The 18,662-nt window shown below is 45.2% G+C and carries 16 protein-coding genes; 6 read left to right on the top strand and 10 right to left on the bottom strand.

Features of this window, described 5'->3' with window-relative positions; genetic code table 11:
• Positions 1-51: 51 nt before the first annotated feature.
• Positions 52-906 (bottom strand): pirin family protein, encoded by an 855-nt coding sequence (locus MUY27_RS06415; protein ID WP_245129164.1) that lies wholly within the window; start codon positions 904-906, stop codon positions 52-54.
• A gap of 106 nt (positions 907-1,012) precedes the next feature.
• Here MUY27_RS06415 and MUY27_RS06410 point away from each other — a divergent pair, with 106 nt between their 5' ends.
• Positions 1,013-2,176 (top strand): MFS transporter, encoded by a 1,164-nt coding sequence (locus tag MUY27_RS06410; protein ID WP_245129163.1) that lies wholly within the window; start codon positions 1,013-1,015, stop codon positions 2,174-2,176.
• A 13-nt stretch (positions 2,177-2,189) separates the two neighbouring features.
• Here the strand turns inward: MUY27_RS06410 and MUY27_RS06405 are convergent, their stop codons facing one another.
• The 3 genes from MUY27_RS06405 to MUY27_RS06395 form a co-directional block, all read right to left on the bottom strand.
• Entirely contained in the window at positions 2,190-2,765 is a 576-nt protein-coding gene (locus MUY27_RS06405; RefSeq protein WP_245129162.1) for a DUF1572 family protein, read from the bottom strand.
• A 10-nt stretch (positions 2,766-2,775) separates the two neighbouring features.
• Complete coding sequence (locus tag MUY27_RS06400) at positions 2,776-3,726, bottom strand: MBL fold metallo-hydrolase (RefSeq protein ID WP_245129161.1); 951 nt, start codon at positions 3,724-3,726, stop codon at positions 2,776-2,778.
• Positions 3,727-4,204: 478 nt separating this feature from the next.
• Positions 4,205-5,299 (bottom strand): AI-2E family transporter, encoded by a 1,095-nt coding sequence (locus MUY27_RS06395; RefSeq protein ID WP_245129160.1) that lies wholly within the window; start codon positions 5,297-5,299, stop codon positions 4,205-4,207.
• A gap of 119 nt (positions 5,300-5,418) precedes the next feature.
• Here MUY27_RS06395 and ligA point away from each other — a divergent pair, with 119 nt between their 5' ends.
• The gene (gene ligA / locus MUY27_RS06390; RefSeq protein ID WP_245129159.1) at positions 5,419-7,437 is read left to right on the top strand and encodes an NAD-dependent DNA ligase LigA; all 2,019 of its coding nucleotides are present in this window, start codon (positions 5,419-5,421) and stop codon (positions 7,435-7,437) included.
• Positions 7,438-7,979: 542 nt separating this feature from the next.
• On the top strand, positions 7,980-8,957 hold the full coding sequence (locus tag MUY27_RS06385) for an integrase core domain-containing protein (protein WP_245129158.1): 978 nt from the start codon (positions 7,980-7,982) through the stop codon (positions 8,955-8,957).
• A gap of 826 nt (positions 8,958-9,783) precedes the next feature.
• On the opposite strand, the gene lolA1 is transcribed toward MUY27_RS06385, so the two are convergent.
• Both lolA1 and MUY27_RS06375 read right to left on the bottom strand, forming a co-directional pair.
• A complete protein-coding gene (lolA1, locus tag MUY27_RS06380; protein WP_245129157.1) occupies positions 9,784-10,452 on the bottom strand; it encodes an outer membrane lipoprotein periplasmic chaperone LolA1 in 669 nt (222 codons plus the stop codon).
• A 63-nt stretch (positions 10,453-10,515) separates the two neighbouring features.
• The gene (locus tag MUY27_RS06375) at positions 10,516-13,206 is read right to left on the bottom strand and encodes an FtsK/SpoIIIE family DNA translocase (protein ID WP_245129156.1); all 2,691 of its coding nucleotides are present in this window, start codon (positions 13,204-13,206) and stop codon (positions 10,516-10,518) included.
• 89 nt (positions 13,207-13,295) lie between these two features.
• Here MUY27_RS06375 and MUY27_RS06370 point away from each other — a divergent pair, with 89 nt between their 5' ends.
• Together MUY27_RS06370 and MUY27_RS06365 are read left to right on the top strand one after the other, a co-directional pair.
• Positions 13,296-13,943 (top strand): ankyrin repeat domain-containing protein, encoded by a 648-nt coding sequence (locus tag MUY27_RS06370; RefSeq protein ID WP_245129155.1) that lies wholly within the window; start codon positions 13,296-13,298, stop codon positions 13,941-13,943.
• 56 nt (positions 13,944-13,999) lie between these two features.
• Positions 14,000-14,242 carry a hypothetical protein gene (locus tag MUY27_RS06365; protein WP_245129154.1) on the top strand — a complete coding sequence of 81 codons (243 nt, stop codon included), beginning with the start codon at positions 14,000-14,002 and terminating at the stop codon, positions 14,240-14,242.
• On the opposite strand, the gene MUY27_RS06360 is transcribed toward MUY27_RS06365, so the two are convergent.
• On the bottom strand, positions 14,243-14,464 hold the full coding sequence (locus tag MUY27_RS06360; protein ID WP_245129153.1) for a PspC domain-containing protein: 222 nt from the start codon (positions 14,462-14,464) through the stop codon (positions 14,243-14,245).
• A 1-nt stretch (position 14,465) separates the two neighbouring features.
• Positions 14,466-15,749: a DUF2851 family protein gene (locus MUY27_RS06355; RefSeq protein ID WP_245129152.1), complete on the bottom strand. Its 1,284-nt coding sequence runs from the start codon at positions 15,747-15,749 to the stop codon at positions 14,466-14,468.
• Positions 15,750-15,941: 192 nt separating this feature from the next.
• Between MUY27_RS06355 and argH the strand changes: the two genes are divergently transcribed.
• Positions 15,942-17,276, top strand: coding sequence for an argininosuccinate lyase (argH, locus tag MUY27_RS06350; protein WP_245129151.1), 1,335 nt, complete (start codon positions 15,942-15,944; stop codon positions 17,274-17,276).
• On the opposite strand, the gene MUY27_RS06345 is transcribed toward argH, so the two are convergent.
• Positions 17,273-17,905 (bottom strand): HAD family hydrolase, encoded by a 633-nt coding sequence (locus MUY27_RS06345; protein ID WP_245129150.1) that lies wholly within the window; start codon positions 17,903-17,905, stop codon positions 17,273-17,275. The two genes, argH and MUY27_RS06345, sit on opposite strands and share 4 nt — an antisense overlap.
• 17 nt (positions 17,906-17,922) lie before the next feature.
• The gene (locus MUY27_RS06340) at positions 17,923-18,618 is read right to left on the bottom strand and encodes a DUF1345 domain-containing protein (RefSeq protein ID WP_245129149.1); all 696 of its coding nucleotides are present in this window, start codon (positions 18,616-18,618) and stop codon (positions 17,923-17,925) included.
• Positions 18,619-18,662 lie beyond the last annotated feature (44 nt).

The following is an 18,662-nucleotide window of genomic DNA, read 5'->3' as shown; positions in this document are numbered from 1 at the left end:
AACCAATGCCGAAGCAAAATAGTTTATCAAAAGTTAATATTTATCAGGCACTTAGAAGTTCCATGTACCGAACTTACCCTGACGGTAATCCTGGTAAGCCTGCATGATCTCCTGTTCGGTATTCATCACAAAAGGCCCCTGAGATACTACCGGCTCGTTGAACGGTTGTGCATGGCCAAAAAGTAAAATGCTTTCTTCTGCAGCCTGAATGGTTAATGCTCCTCCCGATTGGTCAAAATCGGCCAGCTGAAGTGCTTTAACGGTTTGCCCGTTAACATCAAGCGCTCCTCTGATCACGTAAAAGAAAATATGATGCCCTTCCGGTACGTCAAGTGTAAGGCTGCTATCAGGCTTAAAAGTGATAGTGTTTAATTGTAATGGAAATTCCGCCTGAAAGGCAGCTTTCGTTCCGTCCAGGTCGCCGAAAATTAAAGCGGCTTCTACTTTGCCGTTATCGAAGGTCGCAACCGGGATTTCTTCTTTTTGCTTACCGATATAAAAAGGATCAGCCATTTTTAAACGCGCAGGCAGGTTGATCCATAATTGCAGGATCTCTAACGGCCCGCCTTGCTTCAGGAAAGCATCTGAAGAAACCTCGGCGTGGATGAGGCCCCGTCCGGCACGCATCCATTGTACGCCCCCGGCATTGATCACGCTTTCGTGGCCGCTGCTATCTTTATGTGCTATATCGCCGTCTATGATAAACGTAACGGTTTCCATTCCGCGGTGTGGGTGCGGCCCAAATGGCAAGCCGCTGTTGTTTGCCGGGTAAACCTGCGGTCCGTGGTGGTTAAGGAACAAAAACGGGTCTATGTAATCTACATATTGCGTAGGTAGTGCACGGTAAGTGATCAGGTTGCCCATGTGCGCATCTACTGCCGGATATATTTTTTTTAGTGTTGCCATTGGTGATGTTTAATAGTTAACAATCGCTTTCTGTTATGTTTATGCAAAGATTGGTTAATAACCTGATTACAAAACTTATTTTTGTGTAAAATTTACACCAGACAGAATGGATACAGCTGAAGCGCGGTTAAAAACAATAAAATCGCCGCAAGTGATGCGGGCCACGGTAGGCGCCATGTTTTTCCTGGCAGGCTTGTGCTTTGCCAGCTGGGCTTCGCGTATTGCTACCATTCAGCAAAAGCTGGATCTTTCTGATGCCGCGCTGGGCGGCATCCTGTTTGCACTGCCGGTGGGGTTAATGCTGTCGCTGCCTTTTGCTGGTTGGGCTATTCATAAAGTTGGTAGCCGGGTGGTGTTAACCATAGCGCTGATCTGTTATGCTCTGTCATTAACTACGCTTGGCTTGGTAAACACGCCGCTGCTGTTAATCATCAACTTGATTATTTATGGCTTTTCCAGCAACAGCGTTAATATTTCTGTAAATACCCAGGCCGTAGCGACAGAGAAAATGTACACCAAGCCCATTATGGCTTCTTTCCATGGCTTATGGAGTTTGGCGGGTTTCTGCGGTGCGGGTATCGGTACGTTCATGATCGGTAAAGGTATTGAGCCTTTTTACCACTTCTGCCTTATTGCCGTGATTGTTATAGCTGGGGTATTAATTGCATGGCAGTTTTTACATGCAGACAGGAACAAAAGCGGCGAAAACGCCGGGCCGGCCTTTGTAATACCAGACCGCTCTTTGGTAAAACTGGGACTGATTGCCTTCTGCTCTATGATCTGCGAGGGCGCCATGTTCGATTGGAGCGTGATTTACTTTAAAAAAATCATTTTAGCGCATGGGGCATGGATCGGCGCCGGCTATACCGCCTTTATGTGTACTATGGCCTTGGGCCGCTTCGTGGCGGATGGTTTTGCCCACCGTTTTGGTTTAAAACGGACGCTGCAGGTAAGCGGGGCTTTTACAGCAACGGGATTACTCATCGCGGTGATCTTCCCGCATTTATATACGGCTTTGCTCGGTTTTCTGCTTGTAGGTATCGGTGTTTCTTCCGTAGTGCCGATGGTTTACAGCGCCGCCGGGAAGTCTAAAACCATGTCTCCAGGTTCAGCTATCGCAGCGGTATCTACCATTAGCTTTGTCGGGTTTTTGATTGGCCCTCCGGTTATCGGTTTCTTGGCAGGCGCCTTTACACTACGCGCTTCGTTTACCTTTATTGCCATTATGGGGTTAAGCGTAACGGCATTATCCACTAAAGCAAAGTTGTAAGTCGGCGCAGTTGTTACTTGGGCTGGTCTTTGTTTAACACTTCGTCTGTAAAATGCTCGCGGTGTTTTTCATGCGTGAATTTTTCTTTATTATACTCGGCAGATTGTCCGCGCGGGATGGATAGCGACTGCCACTGATCGCCGGCGAGCATTGTGCCGATGAGCACGATCTGACCAACATGGTAAGGGTAATGAGCCAGTTGACGCTTAATCGCTTCGGCAACGGTATGACCCATATTGCGGATATAAATTACTTTTTCCAGATCTTTGTCGGTAAGGGGTTCCAGGGCATTAAAAAGACACTGCCAGCCCTCGTTCCATTTTTCCAGCAGTTCTTCGCGTGTGGTGATGGTTGAATCGAACTCTGCTTCACGGTCGCGCGACTCTTTTTCGCCGTCTTCGGTCAGGAAGTTGGTCCACCGGGAAAGCATATTCCCCCACAAATGTTTTACGATGATGCCGATACTGTTACTTTTCGGATGATATTGCCAGAAGAGCTGCTCATTCGTCAGCTGTGCAAAAGTTTTATCGCCGAGTTGTTTGTAATAGGCGAATTGCTTTTTGGCCGAATCCAGAAAATCGTGCGACATCACTACGGAATTAAAAATTTAACGGTTTACCCTGTTCAGGAAATATCAAATGAAGGCCGAGCTTATTTTCTGCCTTTAATTGTGCTTTAATACGGTTTATTTTATATTGCGGCGGTTTTAAGTGGGTAATTACCACGTTAAATCCTTTTAAGTTTTCCGCACCGCATAGGGTAGCAAAATTCTGAAATTCAGCCATCAGCCATTTTGGTGTAAAATGCCCGAATAAAGTTTTATCGGGCTGCTCATCCGGGAAAGAGGTTTCAATCATGATGGCTTTTAGCCGGTGGCTTTTTACCAATGGAACCAAAGCCTGCCAGAGTTTTTGCATACGGTCGCTTTTTTCAGTGGCATCTGCACCGGTATCACCAAGGTAAAGCAGGTAATCCTCCCTGCTTCTGATCAGGAATGCGGTACTGGTGAGATTAGAATGGCTCAGTTCAAAAGCTTTTACCGTCATGGTAGTATTAGCCAATGGAATTTCCTCGCCCGGTATCAATGTTTCGTAATGATATTTTTTTAATGCAGGGGATTCACCAGCATCGCCAAAGTTTGCCCAGCTTTGCCATGTGAAATAATGGGTTTCAAAGGTTTTGATACATCCGGCAAGGGCATAAATGGTTTTAGAGGTATCATCCGGCGAGTTAGTGATCAGCCCGCTCAGGTGGTCTAAATGCGAATGGGAGATACAGTATCCTTTGATATACTTCTTTAGAACCTCTTCTTTGGGCAGGTCAAATACCTTATTGTTTACTGCTTTTGCCAATCCTGCATTTAATGTACCCGCGTCCAGACAGATGTATTCATCAGATCCGGCAGGCGCTAACATATAGGCGGATAGGTTACTTTCGTCCGCACCGCCTAAAACTCCCAGGGGTACGATTTTGAACGCATATGTTTTTTGCTGGGCATCAGCTGCAAAGCAATACAATAAGACCAGAAATATTAAAGAGACCTTTTTCAAAGCAATATCGATTTTGCGTAGGCAAGTTAATCAATATTGCGAGCATCAGTATAAAGCTTTATACTGCATTAGATTCTGTTACTGGTTGGCTCTTTTTTGCCCAAACATACTGCGAATGAAGGCAGTTTAGACATTTATATTTTTTAAGTGGTAGAAAAAATAAAATGTGTTTTACAAAAAAGCTACGAGGGATACGTTGATGAAGCTTTTGCTTGCAACAACGGCAGCGCGGATGATGTTGTGAATCTTGAATAGGGGCGTTAGGCATACCAGAAAATCAATTGCGATAATTAACTATTAGTTATATTAGATAGCGTGTTTTGTTTTCTGTATCGTACTTGACCAAGGTAAAATACTTCGTAAAGATACGTAAAAAAGGCCTTAGAAGCGAGTTAAGAGCGAGGAGTTGTATTGTGTAACAGAATAATTACAAATATTATAATGTATCTGTTGTGATATTAATTAATAGATAAATTATTCATTCAGTTTTCATTTTCTTTTCGGCTGACTTCTTGAATTCATAGTCGCCACCCAGTAGGTAGCCCCATGGCTTCAGGTCTTCGATGTGGTCAAAGATGATTTTCAGGATCGCTATAAAAGGAATAGAAAGGAACATACCGGATAATCCCCACAACATTTCGCCTACTACGATGCCGATAAAGGTGATTAATGCATTCAACCGGACTTTTGAACCCACGATTACCGGTAGCAAAAGATTGGCGTCTACTGCGTGGATACAGATAACAGCGATGGCTACAAACAAAGCTTTGCTGATAAAGCCGGTAGCAAAAGTAATAATGGTGCTCAATAGCAGCGCAGAGAAGATGCCCACATAAGGTATAATATTAAAAAGGCCCGTAATAATACCCAGCAACGCGGCGTATTTAATACCTATTGCCCAAAATACGGTGCAGGCGATACAAGCTACCACAAACATTTCCAGCAGCAGGCCGATGATGTATTGTCTTAAAATAGATTGAATGTTTTCTGCAATGCTACGTACGATAGAAGAATGTTTTTTACCGAATACTTTCACCACGAACTGGAAAAGCAGGCGTCGGTAGAACATGATCAGGAACGTATAGATCAGGATGAAAACAAAGAATAACAGTAAGCCCGAAACGGATAATACTGTTTGCCCGACAACGGTAGTACCGGACGACATGATTTTATCTGTGGTGTGGTGAATATACGTCATCTGGCTATCGATATTCACGTGGAAGGTGTTCTGCACCCATATCTGTACGGCCCTGCCAGATTCGTCTATCTGTTTTTTCAGCATGGGCCAGTCGCTCATTAGTCCGGAGATCTGTGACGCCACCAGGTAGATAATTCCGCCGATCAAAGCCAGCATCAGTAAGATGGAAATAAAAGTAGATGCGCTGCGCGGAAGCTTCAGCCGGCTTTCGAAGAAATTAGAAAGCGGCAGCAGCAAAATGGCGAACAAAAAACCGAACATCATCGGGTCAAGCAGTTCTTTACCCACAATCACCAGGTAACCGAAGGCAATTAAACTAACTAAGGTAAATGATAATTTAGCATAAAAAGGTAGTGCGGGTCCCTTGATGATCATAAAGCAGCTGCAAATTAATATGTCTAATATACCGTGTTTAACACCAACTTCCTTTTTTATGTTTTGTGTAATGTAGCGATGTTGATGTTGTCATTTCATTATTGCTATCTTCGCCTACCATGTCAGTAAACCAGCAGGCCAAACAACAGATAGAAACGCTTACCGCAGAGTTGAAACAGCATAATTATAACTACTATGTACTTGCCCAGCCTACCATTTCTGATTACGAATTCGATCAGAAACTGGAACAGCTTGCTAAACTGGAAAAGCAGCATCCGGAATTGGCCGACCCTGAATCGCCGACGCAGCGGGTGGGCGGAGAAGTTACCAAGGAGTTTAAGACGGTGCGACACCGCTGGCCCATGCTTTCCCTGGGGAACACCTACAGTGCGCAGGAGTTAAAGGATTTTGATCAGCGGATACGTAAAGCTATTGGTGATCAGTTTGAGTATGTATGTGAGTTGAAGTTCGACGGCCTGTCTATGAGCATGACTTATGAGAACGGGAAGCTGGCCCGCGCCGTTACACGCGGCAATGGGGTAGAAGGGGATGACGTAACCGCTAATGTTCGTACGATCCATAGCGTACCCAAAAAAATAACAGCCAGTGATTATCCCGATCTGTTCGAGATCAGGGGAGAGGTGTTTATGCACCGCAAAGCTTTCGACCGTTTGAATAACGAGCGGATTGAAAGCGGTGAAGTACCTTATGCTAACCCCCGCAATTTTGCTTCGGGTACCATGAAATTACAGGATTCGGGCGAAGTAGCGCGCCGTCCGCTGGATTGCTTTCTGTACTTTTTATATACTGAGAAGCAATTATTTAAAACCCATTGGGAAAGCTTGCAGGCAGTTAAAGGCTGGGGCTTCCATGTGAGCGAGCACAACCGCTTATGTAAAGATATGGACGAGGTGCTCGAGTTTATTCAATATTGGGAAGACCGGCGTTTCGATCTTTCTTTCGACATCGATGGTATCGTAATCAAGGTGAACAGTTATGCGCAGCAGCAGGAGTTAGGCTTTACAGCCAAAGTTCCGCGATGGGCTATAGCCTATAAGTACAAGGCAGAACAGGTAGAAACGGTACTGCAAAGCGTGGAGTATAACGTCGGGCGGACGGGTGCTGTCACCCCGGTGGCTAATCTGAAACCGGTACTGCTGGCCGGAACCACGGTAAAACGAGCCACCTTGCATAATGCCAATGAAATCCTTCGCCTGGATTTGCATGAAGGTGATGCCGTTTTTGTGGAAAAGGGTGGTGAAATTATACCAAAGATCATCAGTGTAAATCCGCAAAAGCGCAACCCGGATGCGAAACCGATAGCTTATGTAACCCATTGCCCGGCTTGTGGCACAGAGCTGATTAGAAAAGAAGGTGAAGCTGCTTTTTATTGCCCTAATGACGAAGGCTGCCCGCCGCAGATTGTGAGCAAGATGCAGCATTTTGTCGGCCGCCGGGCCATGAATATAGATGGCCTGGGCGATGAGACCATCGAAAACCTTTATCAACGGGGTTTTATAGCACACATCAGCGACATTTACGACTTGCATTTAAAATATGATGAGTTAACCCAGATTGAACGTTTCGGCGAGAAGTCTATCCGTAATATGCTGGATGGTATCGAGAAGTCTAAACAGATGCCGTTTGAAAAGGTATTGTTTGGGCTGGGGATTCGCTATATCGGCGAAACTGTTGCGAAGAAACTGGTAGCTTATTTTAAAACGATAGAAAAGCTGATGGCTGCTTCATTTGAAGAATTAGTGGCTGTTGATGAAATAGGGGGGCGCATTGCAGAAAGCCTGATCGAATACTTCAGCATAGAAGAACACCGTGAAGAGATAGCCAAGCTGCAGCGCCAAGGCTTGCAGTTTGCTGCCGAGGAAAAGGAAGTGGTTTTACAAAGCGAAAGCCTGAGTGGTAAAACCTTTATCATTTCCGGGGTTTTTGAAAAGTATTCGCGCGATGAACTGAAAGACCTGATAGAGCAGAACGGCGGTAAAATACTAAGCAGCATTTCGGCCAAGTTGAACTACCTGGTAGCCGGTGATAATATGGGGCCATCGAAATTAGAAAAGGCAACCAAGCTGAACATCCCTATCATCAGCGACGAAGAATTGCTGAAAATGATAGGTTTGTAAAGTTTTCAATTCATTTCTTTGTCATGCGGGGCGCTTAGCTCAGCATTACAAAATAAAATTCACTATTGTTCGTCATTGCGATAAGCCGACAGGCGAAGAAGTAATCCCCAATAAGACTTATCGCTTAAAAGATTGCTTCGTTGCTCGCAATTGTAACGCTTTTATGTCTTAGTTACATTTCTATTGGTTCGTTATGAGTGTATTGGGGAATCTTATGGCTTTGAAGTTGAAAAAATGCTTCGACAAGCTCAGCATGACAAAGTCTTGTTTCTACCTTTCTTTCCATCCGGTCATTCCGATCCGTCGCCTGACGGAGAGGAATCTTCTTTGCTTTGCCTGTTGAAGAAGATGCTTCGGCTGGCAGCGTGGCAATATAAATTATTCAGTATTTTCCGTCATTGTGATGAGTCGAAGGGCGAAGAAGCAATCCCAAACTTTTTAAGATAACGTGAATAACGAAGATTGCTTCGTTCCTCGCAATTGTAAAGGTTAGATAATTCGGTAACAGAATTAGCTTTAGAAAAGATAAGCTAATAAAAGTTATGCGTAACATCAACAATGATCTTACCCTAAAGCGGAACTACCTGAGCAAGTACCGTTTTCTGATCAGTGAATACGAGCAGGTCAAGCGCGGTGAACATCCTAGATTCAGATTTGCCAAAGAGTTCTATGCTGCCCATGATACAGATCCCCGGGCTTTTTTGAAGTACTATAACCGTTTCAAGCAGTCAGGCAATGAACAAGACCTTTTGCCTGCTAAACGTGGCCCCAGGTATAACACGCGCCGCCCTTCTGTTGAAGATGAGAAGCAGGTACTGGAATTACGCTCCCGTGGCTGCAATAAGTTTGAAATCGCCAGCCAGCTTAAGCAAAAAGCGAATAACTTTATGCCATCACCTTCAGGGGGGTATAATATCCTGAGACGATATGATAAGAACCGTTTAGAAAAGGCTGATAAAGAAGTTAAGCGTAAGATCATCAAGGAGCGCATGGGACAGTTAGGACATATCGATTGCCATCACTTGAGTAAAAGCGTGATCAGGGGACAAAACACAAAGCTATACATGCTTTGTGTTTTGGACGATTATTCCCGTCTGGCCTGGGCACAGGTAATGACGGACATCACCGCATTAACCACCATGTTCACTGCCATGCATTGTATGCAGGCACTCAAACGTGAGTTCGGCATCCAATTTGAAGAAATCATTGCAGACAACGGACCGGAGTTTGGTACGTCAACCAGCTTGCAAAAGCAGAATCATCCCTTTGAACGAATGTTGATGGAGACAGGTATCAAAAGAAGATATATGAAGCCTTACCGCCCACAGACCAATGGCAAAGTGGAGCGGTTCTGGCGTACATTAAAAGAGGACCTGATCGAAGAGACCGATTTCGACAGCCTTGAAGAGTTGGAAGATGAATTATTAAAATACCTTGTCTATTACAATTGGGAAAGACCCCATCAGGGCATTAATGGTAAAAAACCAATTGATATGATCCACTTTAATATTAAAAATTAAATCGAAATTCTATTACCGATTTACATAACCCTTACAGCAATGACGCTATCGGACGATCAGATGCTTCGATAAGTTCCGCATGACAAGGTTTTTAAATCTACTATGTCATCCAGAGCGAAGCGAAGGACCTGTTCACATGCTGTAATCGCTTCGAAGATTGCTTCGTCTGCCATCCATCCTCGCAACAACGAGGCGAAGCTTGCAGATCCTTCCCGAAACTAGTTCGGGACAGGTAGCACTGCCCGTTGTTGGTGTTGTCACAAACAATGTAAAATTACTCTAACGTCCCCATGCTTCGAGAGCCCTTCGACAAGCTCAGGGTGACATTCCTCAGCATGACAAGGTTTTTAAATCTAATTTTGTCATCCAGAGCGCAGCGAAGGATCTGTTCACTTTATTTAAAATACTAAAAAGATTACTGCACGACACAACGACGGGTGGATTGACATACATGCTTGCAGATGTTTCCCGAAAATAGTTCGGGACATGTCGCTGCGCTCTGCATTACAAAATAAAAATTTTCACTATTGTTCGTCATTGCGATGAGCCGACAGGCGAAGAAGCAATCCCAAATTTTTTATGATAACGTGAATAACGAAGATTGCTTCGTTCCTAACAATGACATGATCGGACGATCCTGACTTAAAGGTTATAAAAGCTATGGCCAACCCGGTAAATGTGGCGAGTGTGGTAGACATGGTAAACGCGGCAGATGTGGCAGTCGTGGCGCACTGGCTTTTGCCAGCCAGCCAAAGCCAGCCACCGCTGTGAAACAAAAAAAGCTGCACAAAGCAGCTCTTTCTATCAGATATTAAAATTTTTCCTCTTATCGTAGATCAACAACCTCTACGCCAGGATGTGCTTTCGCATCGAAAGTGAAAGTACTTTCGGGTAGGTTCAGGTTGGTGTTGAATGATTTAAGGGTGTAAGTGATACGGCTACCGCTTTTATCAAAGATGGTGGCGCTGTAGATCTGTTTTTGTGCTTTGTCTATAAATAAACGCACTTTAAAAATGTTGCGTTTGGCATCGGTAGGGCTAAGATCAATCACCTGGCAAAGCTTGCCGTTTAATTTCTGGTCGCCGGTGTACAGGTACTTAAATCCCTTTTCGTAAATGGTGAAGATTTGGGCGGGGTTTAGGCCCTCGCCGCTTTTGTCCACTTCATTTACTTGTACTTCGTTGTCTTTTTTAAGGTAGGTCCACTGGTTTTTACCATCGCTGGTAATTTCCTGGTTTATGGCATTGCCCTTTCCATTGATAGTCACCTTAAACTTACCGGTTTTAGGTTTGGCAATCAGCGAACCACTTTGCGAATCTTTAACACCTGCCTGCGGGTTATCCAGCGAGAAAGTAAAATCTGTTTTAATTAAATTGTAGGCTTTATATTTCTGGCTAACCTGGCTCAGGATAGTTTTTGCCTGCGCATCCAGCTGGGCAAAGGTTTTACCGGCGGTAACTAAGGCCAGTAATAAAAGTATTAAGTGTTTTTTCATAAAAGTGCTAACGCTATTGCAGCGTTTCCTATAACGTATTAGATAGTTTAACTATTCGGAGGTTTAATCTTTTCCTTTTTGTAATTCTTCCAGGTGGCGTTCCAGGCTGTATTCATCCGGGTAAAGTACCTCGCGGGCTTTGCTGCCTTCAAACGGACCGACAATCCCGGCCGCCTCTAATTGGTCGATGATACGGCCGGCGCGGTTATAACCCAGTTTAAGTTTGCGCTGGATCAGTGAGGTAGATCCTTGCTGGTGTAGTACAATCAGGCGGGCAGCATCTTCAAACATTGGGTCGCGGTCATCCGGGTCAAATTCTTTAGGTGAACTGCTGGCTTCGCCTTCGCCCACATATTCAGGCAGGAGCATTGCGGTAGAGTAGCCGCGTTGCCCGCCAATGAAGTCTGAAATTTTCTCCACCTCCGGCGTATCCACAAAAGCACATTGCAAACGTATCAGGTCGCTGCCCATGGCTAACAACATATCACCACGACCGATCAACTGATCAGCACCACCTGCGTCGAGGATGGTTCTGGAGTCAATCTTAGAGAGTACCCTGAATGCCAGACGTGCCGGGAAGTTGGCTTTAATGGTACCGGTAATTATATTTACCGAAGGGCGTTGGGTGGCAATTACCAGGTGGATACCTACCGCACGGGCCAACTGCGCCAAACGGGCAATAGGTGTTTCTACCTCTTTGCCTGCCGTCATCATTAGGTCAGCAAACTCGTCAACCACCAGCACAATAAACGGCAGGAAGCGGTGGCCATCCTGCGGGTTCAACTTGCGGTTGATAAACTTAGCGTTGTATTCCTTCAGGTTACGTACTTGCGCATCCTTCAGCAGGTCATAACGCTGGTCCATCTCAATACAGAGCGAGTTCAGCGTATTGATTACCTTCTTGGTGTCAGTAATGATAGCGTCAGCCTCATCGGGTAGCTTCGCTAAAAAATGGCGTTCGATCTTACGGAACAGCGTAAGCTCTACCTTTTTAGGGTCAACCATTACGAATTTCAGCTCGGCCGGGTGGCGTTTGTAAAGCAGCGACACCAGGATGGCGTTGATACCAACCGATTTACCTTGTCCGGTAGCACCTGCTACCAGTAAGTGCGGCATTTTTGCCAGGTCGGCGATAAATACTTCATTGGAAATAGTTTTACCCAGGGCAATCGGCAGGTCCATCGTGGTATTCTGGAACTTTTCGGTAGCCAGAACAGAGCGCATCGATACCATTTCCGGATGCTGGTTTGGTACCTCGATACCAATTGTTCCCTTACCTGGCATGGGTGCGATGATGCGGATCCCTAACGCCGCAAGGCTAAGCGCAATATCATCCTCCAGGTTCTTGATCTTAGAGATACGGACACCCGGCGCCGGGATAATTTCGTAAAGCGTTACCGTAGGGCCAATAGTTGCTTTGATCTTCTCAATCTCTATATTGTAGTGGTTCAGCGTCTCTACAATCTTATTCTTGTTGGCCTCCAGCTCGTTCGCGTCTACAGAAATTTTGTTAGAGCCGTAGTTCTCCAATAACTCTAACCCTGGATATTTATAACCAGAAAGATCCAGCTTGGGGTCAAACGCACCGTATTTCTCTACCAGTTCATTGGCGGTTTTTTCAGTCTCTTGTTCAATGCTTAAAGCAGCCTGCGGGCGTTCTTCTTCAACAGTTAACGGGATGTCCTCTACCTCAGAACCACCTTCTTCCATTAATGGTTCCTGGATATTGGTTTCTTCCATCAACGGTTCCGGCGTCAGTATAATTGGCTCGTGCGTTAATGTATTTTGCAAGATGGTGCTATGTGCTGCAGAATGCGGTACAATATCGTCGGCCTCCATTGGTTCAACGGCTACTTTGGGTTTATGGATCACCACGTTTTGCTGCAAAGGAGGGCCGGTATGTACAGGGGGCTGCTCTTCAACCTGGTCAAATTTTAATTTATTGCCGTTCTTTTGCCATTCTACCGGTTCAGAAAGGATTTCGTCTTCAAGTTCTACCGGTTCCGGTACGATATGTCCACCAGCGGCAGATGGCATCAAGCCGCCTTTCATTTTACGTTCAGGTAGTTTAAAGTCGATGTTGTATGCGATGATCAATACCGTTAGTGCAGCAAATACCAGCAGGCAGGCAGTGCCAGCCCGGCCGATCTGCGCATCCAGCAGGCGGTTGCTCCAATAACCAAATTCACCTTCAAGGAAGTGCGGATATTCTGAAATCAACCCGTGTACAAAGCCAACGGCTACGGATACGAAAATGATCCCGAACAGTGAATATGCCAGGGTCTTACTCAGCGAAAACAGCCGTACCTTGAAAAGCAGGCGATAGCCGATCACAAAAAAAATAAATACAAACAGGTAAGAAGCTACCCCAAACCATTGGTAAATAAACTGGTCTGATATCAGCGCACCCAATTTACCCATCCAGTTATCTACAACGGGGTCTTTGATGCCATTGTCCATCAGCTCCTGTTGTGTTTTAAACAGGTTATGCCAGCCACCGTTAGCGCGGCTTACATAGCTTTGATCTTCCTGCCAGGTAAACAGGTAAGCCGTAAAGGCCATAAAGAAAAAGATGGCAAGTATTAAAGAAAAAAGGCCCACAATTTTCACCAAACGGCCATCGCGCAGGTCAAAGCTGGGTAGTTCTACACGGGGTTTAACTGTCCGTTCCCGCTCTCCATTCCCAGACCCCTGGCGGGGCTTGTTTTCGTCCCTGAAACTATTAGATTTAAACTGATTTCCTCTTGGCGGCATTCTAAACAACAGCTAAAGCGCAAATATAAAGTTAATAGATTAAAGCAGCCTTTGTAATAATTTTTAATTTTTTTGTATTATTGAGTGATATGACTATCGACCAACTGGAACAGCTAATCGGGGCGGGTGATGTAGCCGGGGTTCGCCAACTGCTTACCCAGCAGCCTGCGCTTGCTACTACGGCTACCAGTTACCAGGTTTCGCCGGTATTGCTGGCCTGTTACTTTAAAAAGCCGGAGTTAGCACAAACCATCCTCGGTTTTTTAAACCAGATCACCTTATTTGAAGCTTGTGCCGTTGGGCGCTTTGACGCCGTTGCTTACCTGGTTCAGCAAAAGCCGGATGCCATTAACAATTACGCAGCCGATGGATTTACCGCCCTGGGCCTGGCTTGCTTTTTCGGGCATTTCGAGATTGCCCGTTATCTGGTACTGAAAGGTGCCAACGTCAATCAGGCTTCTGATAATGGGTTTAGAGTGGCGCCTATCCATTCTGCCGTGGCCGGTAATTATACGCCTATTGTAAAATTATTAATCGAGAACGGGGCAGAAGTTAACGTTACCCAACAGGCCGGTACCACGCCTTTGCATACCGCTGCCCAAAATGGAAACCTCGAATTGTTGATCCTGCTGCTCGAAAACGGCGCTTCGGTAGATATCCGGATGGAAGGCGGCAAATTACCTGCAGATCTTGCGCGCGAGAAAGGCTTCCAGGAAATAGCGGATATATTAAGCTGATGTTTAAATCAAATTAACAGATTTTTACGTTATTGCACTATCAAACTGATTTAAAGATGAAGGCTGAAAAAACGGTGATGCTTACCGGTAAACAATACCAGGAGATCAGACAGAAGATAGATAACGGTCAACCTTGCATTTTTAATGCGGGAAGCGATGCCAAACCGCATATCATCAATGTAACAAATGTTTACCTGGATACCGACCCCGAATTTACGCGCAATCCTCAGCAGTACGCCAAAGTACATGATGATAAAAGCGTGCAGGTAAAACTGGAATACGAAGACCAGACCGAGTAGTTAAAGATCTGTAAAGCGCGTATGGATGCGCTTTACATAATTGCGTATATCCAGCACGATACCCGCGCAGAAATAAAACACCAAAGGGAAACCCACGGCCAGAAAAGACGAGTAAATAAAAAACAGGCGAATTTTTCCGATAGAAATATTGAACCGTTCGCCAAGATAGGTACAAACTCCAAAAGAGTATCGCTCAAAAAAAGTAAGTATCCGCTGTATCATTTTAAGTAAGTCTTAAAATTTTATTCCCGACGCCGCATTGAAGGCACTGTTTATGATTACAATAACTGCTTCGTAACTCTAATAACGCCTGAGAGTCAAAAGCTGTTTTAATTTTAACACCTAAAGATACAAAATCATTTACAATTGCATTATTCTCAGCCGGTAGCTGCTCTAACAATTGCAACGCCCGGTTGGTATATTTCTGCTGCTGGTACTGCTTGCCATAGCTAAACAAAAATAATGCAATGGTATTCAGCATCAGGTTATCTACAGAACTACTGCCCATTGTTTTAAGCGCCGGTTTAGATTCTACCTCAAACCGGTAATGATTGTCCCAATAGGTATTAACTGCTACATCATCAAACAGCTGATGCAAGGTTTTAGTATCTGCTATTTCTATAATTTTTGAAAATAAATGGTTCGATTGCACTACCAGCGCCGCAAATTGAGCCAAACGAAGCGTAGGAAAATTCAACGGACGCATCCGGGCAAATTTCCATAAATGCTTTTCTATAGGCTGCAGGTTGTACTTTTTTCTAAGGAAACCATATTCTGTTTTTAGCTGCTTGGGATAATCGTCTTTGAACTCATCTTCCAGAAACCCGGCCTGACCAAAAACAAGCGCCTCTATCTGTAGCGGGCTATTCTTATGCTTGCCTAAAATTTGCTGTGGTAAAGATTTAGCCATCATTTCAAAAGGAAGTGCATTTACCTTGAAACCAAAGTTGGCCGCCAGATGCTGATAAAACGTCTCTTCCCAATCGCCGCGATTATGTTCCAGGTTTTTCAGGACTGCAGTTGACTTTTTCTCGAGCCGTTCTACCAATACCCTCGTCATCCAATTGCGCAGCGTTAAATCGTCCACGGTTTTAATGGTGCCCTCGCAGGGGATGATCTGTTGATTGCCGTAAATCAGGTTATGGTACCGGCTATACAGATCGCCGTTGATGCGTTCGTTTAATTCCAGAATGGGAAGCGTTTTTGCACGAACGCTTTCGGGCATATCGTTTTTGTAAACGACGTGCAGAATGACGTTCTCATAAGCCTTATCACGGTGGTGGCCATGTTTGTGCCAGTCTGATGCCGCCACGTGGATCTCTACATTACCAGCCCACAAGGTATCGCCGATTTTAATGCGGGCGTTGTAAAAGTCGGGCCCGGCATTGGTATTTTGCATACCCGGATGAATAATCTCTACCGGTTCGCCCGCCGTAGTTTGCAGCAGGTTACGGTCATACAACCGGAACTTCCAAACGTAATAGAGAAAATCTTCTGTGAAAAGCATGGTATCGAAAGGTACGAAAATAAAGGATTTGGAAGAGATATTATCAAGTATTTAAAACCTCTCCCCAACCTCTGTCTAAGGAGAGGGGCTTTTAACAAATTCTGCTGATAGAATTCGCTATGTTTATTTTTAGTGCTCATCCGGGCTTTGCGCAGGGATTGGGTGCTCAAATTTTTTTAACATCTTTGCAGCATGAGCAAACTTTGGCAAAAAGAGACAGACGTTAATCAGCTGGTAGATCAGTTCACTGTAGGTAAAGACCGCGAATTGGATAACCAGATGGCTGCTTTTGATGTATTGGGATCACTGGCCCATACGCGTATGCTGCAAAGCGTAGGCCTGCTTGATGCCGAAGACCTGTTGCTCATCCAACGGGAACTGAAGGCGCTTTACCAGCAAATTCAGCAAGGCGAGTTTATGATCGAAGCTGACGTGGAAGATGTGCATTCGCAGGTAGAACTGCTGCTTACCCGCCGTATTGGCGATGCCGGTAAGAAAATCCATAGCGGCCGTTCGCGTAACGACCAGGTGCTGGTAGACCTTAAATTATTCTTCCGCCACCAGTTGCAGCAGGTTGTTGACGAAACCGGTAAGCTCTTCAATACGTTAATTGAACTGAGCGAGCAGCATAAAGACGTCTTGCTACCCGGCTATACACATTTGCAGGTAGCTATGCCATCATCTTTCGGGTTATGGTTTGGCGCTTATGCGGAAAGCCTGATCGATGATCTCGAACTGGTTCGCGCGGCGTGGAACATCACCAACAAAAATCCGTTAGGTTCTGCCGCAGGTTACGGTTCATCTTTCCCTTTGAACCGCACCTTGACAACACAATTACTGGGCTTTGAAGACCTGAACTATAACGTGGTATACGCGCAAATGGGCCGTGGTAAAACCGAGCGGATTATCGCTCAGGCGATCTCTGCCATTGCCGCAACGCTGGGCCGGTTTGCGATGGACCAGGTATTGTATCTGAGCCAGAACTTTGCTTTCATCAGCTACCCGGAGAACCTGACAACGGGATCGAGCATTATGCCGCACAAAAAGAACCCAGACGTTTGGGAAATTATGCGTGGGAAATGTAACCGGCTGCAAGCGTTGCCAAATGATGTTGCCATGATGACGACTAACCTGCCATCGGGCTATCACCGCGAAATGCAATTATTGAAAGAGTTGTTGTTCCCTTCATTTCAGGAACTGAACGAATGCCTGCATATGGCTAATTTTATGCTGCAACACGTTTCTATTAAGGCTGATATTTTGAACGACCCCAAATATGCCTACCTTTTTAGCGTGGAAGAGGTAAACAAACTGGTATTGAATGGCACCCCTTTCCGCGATGCGTACAAGCAGGTTGGTTTAGCCATCGAACGAGGCGAATTCAACCCGGCTAAAGAAGTAAACCACACGCACGAAGGCAGTATCGGTAACTTAGGGACCGAACATATTATCAACAATATGAACCGCATGCTGCAAAGCTTCAACTTTGCAAAAGTAGACCAGGCTATTGCAGAACTTACGGCTTAAAGCGTCATAAAGTGCTGGGTGAGGTCGGTAAAGTTGTCGAATTTCAGGTCGTAATTATCCGTCTTCCCGAAGCCATAGGTTACAAATACAAACGGTAAGCCTGCTAAACGGCTTTGCTCGCCATCGCCTTCAGTGTCGCCCACATACATAGGGGATGTCAGGTTGTGTTTATCCATCAATAGCTTGATGTTATGGCTTTTAGGCATATGGTTAACACCGTAGGCAAATTCGTCGGTGATGTATTCATCTATCCCAGCCCAATCAATAAACAAGCGGATAATCCCTTTCGCACAATTGCTTAAAATAAACAGCTTATACTTTTCAGAAAGCTGCTGCAAACCCTCTTTTACCCCATCGTATAAAATACCGCCCATTTGCGGGATCACACTACGGCGATAATCGTTCACCTGCATGTAAATCTCCTCACGTTTTTCCTCGGTCAGGTCGGGCATTAGCAGTGCGGTCGCTTTTTTACCTTCCATACCTACCAGCTTTGCCAATTCTTCCACCGCTACCCGGTGAGGCAGGTCTAATTCCTCAAAAGCTTTATTCCAGGAGTGCGTATACGTAGCAACGGCATCCCAAAGTGTGCCGTCCATATCAAAAATTAAACTATCAGGTTTTTCCATTGATAAAAATGCGTAGGTTATTTAGAGGACACCAGGCCCGAAATGATATTAATGCTAAGTGCAACAATAGCGGTGTTAAATGCGAATGAAATGAGGCCATGCACCCAGGCCAACCTCCTGATCTGGCGCGAGGAAATCTCCACGTCCGATACCTGGAAGGTCATGCCGATCACGTACGAAAAGTACACAAAGTCCATATAATCCGGGTCAGGTGTTTTTGGGAATTCCAACCCACCAATTTCTTTTTTTGCGTTTCCTTCATCGTCGGTGGTGTCATAATACAGGTAAGCATAGCGCATGGCAAATACGGTATGCACCATCCACCACGAAACCACCACAGAAATTACGCTTAGCAGCACATGTGCAGTCATTACCGCTTCGTCGCCGGTTTTGGTTGATTTCAGTAGAAAAAGTATGGCCACCAGGCTCATGATCGAGGCCGCGATGACAATAACAAAGATCAAGCTGCGGCTTTTATCTTCCAGGCTGGCCATTTTGCATACCTGCCTGGGGTGCAAGCTGGCGATGAGCACCCAGTCAAATACGATATGGCATACAGCATAAGTAATCCAGCTGAACAGCACCACTTCCGGCAGCGTATGGTTTTTTCGCACCGAAAAGAAAACAATCAGCGCTATAAAAACAGCAATAAATATCCGCAGGTGCGTATCAAGCCGCAGTATGGGATTTCTGAATTTGGTAGATTGGGTCATAGCAGACGATAAACACTACAATCGGCCGGATATTATGTTTATCG

It is taken from the genome of Mucilaginibacter straminoryzae (assembly GCF_022953055.1).
Classification (GTDB): Bacteria; Bacteroidota; Bacteroidia; order Sphingobacteriales; family Sphingobacteriaceae; genus Mucilaginibacter; species Mucilaginibacter straminoryzae.
The sequence above is the reverse complement of the archived record's forward strand: the minus strand, read 5'-3'. Positions and strand labels throughout refer to the sequence as shown.

What these genes read in the sequence shown, in the direction of transcription:
- MUY27_RS06385 (WP_245129158.1), top strand. Translation starts at nt 7,980, where the DNA reads ATGCGTAACATCAACAATGATCTTACCCTAAAGCGGAACTACCTGAGC.
- MUY27_RS06375 (WP_245129156.1), bottom strand. Translation starts at nt 13,206, where the DNA reads ATGCCGCCAAGAGGAAATCAGTTTAAATCTAATAGTTTCAGGGACGAA.
- MUY27_RS06395 (WP_245129160.1), bottom strand. Translation starts at nt 5,299, where the DNA reads ATGATCATCAAGGGACCCGCACTACCTTTTTATGCTAAATTATCATTT.
- MUY27_RS06360 (WP_245129153.1), bottom strand. Translation starts at nt 14,464, where the DNA reads ATGATACAGCGGATACTTACTTTTTTTGAGCGATACTCTTTTGGAGTT.
- MUY27_RS06415 (WP_245129164.1), bottom strand. Translation starts at nt 906, where the DNA reads ATGGCAACACTAAAAAAAATATATCCGGCAGTAGATGCGCACATGGGC.
- MUY27_RS06405 (WP_245129162.1), bottom strand. Translation starts at nt 2,765, where the DNA reads ATGTCGCACGATTTTCTGGATTCGGCCAAAAAGCAATTCGCCTATTAC.
- MUY27_RS06410 (WP_245129163.1), top strand. Translation starts at nt 1,013, where the DNA reads ATGGATACAGCTGAAGCGCGGTTAAAAACAATAAAATCGCCGCAAGTG.
- ligA (WP_245129159.1), top strand. Translation starts at nt 5,419, where the DNA reads ATGTCAGTAAACCAGCAGGCCAAACAACAGATAGAAACGCTTACCGCA.
- lolA1 (WP_245129157.1), bottom strand. Translation starts at nt 10,452, where the DNA reads ATGAAAAAACACTTAATACTTTTATTACTGGCCTTAGTTACCGCCGGT.
- MUY27_RS06355 (WP_245129152.1), bottom strand. Translation starts at nt 15,749, where the DNA reads ATGCTTTTCACAGAAGATTTTCTCTATTACGTTTGGAAGTTCCGGTTG.
- argH (WP_245129151.1), top strand. Translation starts at nt 15,942, where the DNA reads ATGAGCAAACTTTGGCAAAAAGAGACAGACGTTAATCAGCTGGTAGAT.
- MUY27_RS06345 (WP_245129150.1), bottom strand. Translation starts at nt 17,905, where the DNA reads ATGGAAAAACCTGATAGTTTAATTTTTGATATGGACGGCACACTTTGG.
- MUY27_RS06370 (WP_245129155.1), top strand. Translation starts at nt 13,296, where the DNA reads ATGACTATCGACCAACTGGAACAGCTAATCGGGGCGGGTGATGTAGCC.
- MUY27_RS06365 (WP_245129154.1), top strand. Translation starts at nt 14,000, where the DNA reads ATGAAGGCTGAAAAAACGGTGATGCTTACCGGTAAACAATACCAGGAG.
- MUY27_RS06340 (WP_245129149.1), bottom strand. Translation starts at nt 18,618, where the DNA reads ATGACCCAATCTACCAAATTCAGAAATCCCATACTGCGGCTTGATACG.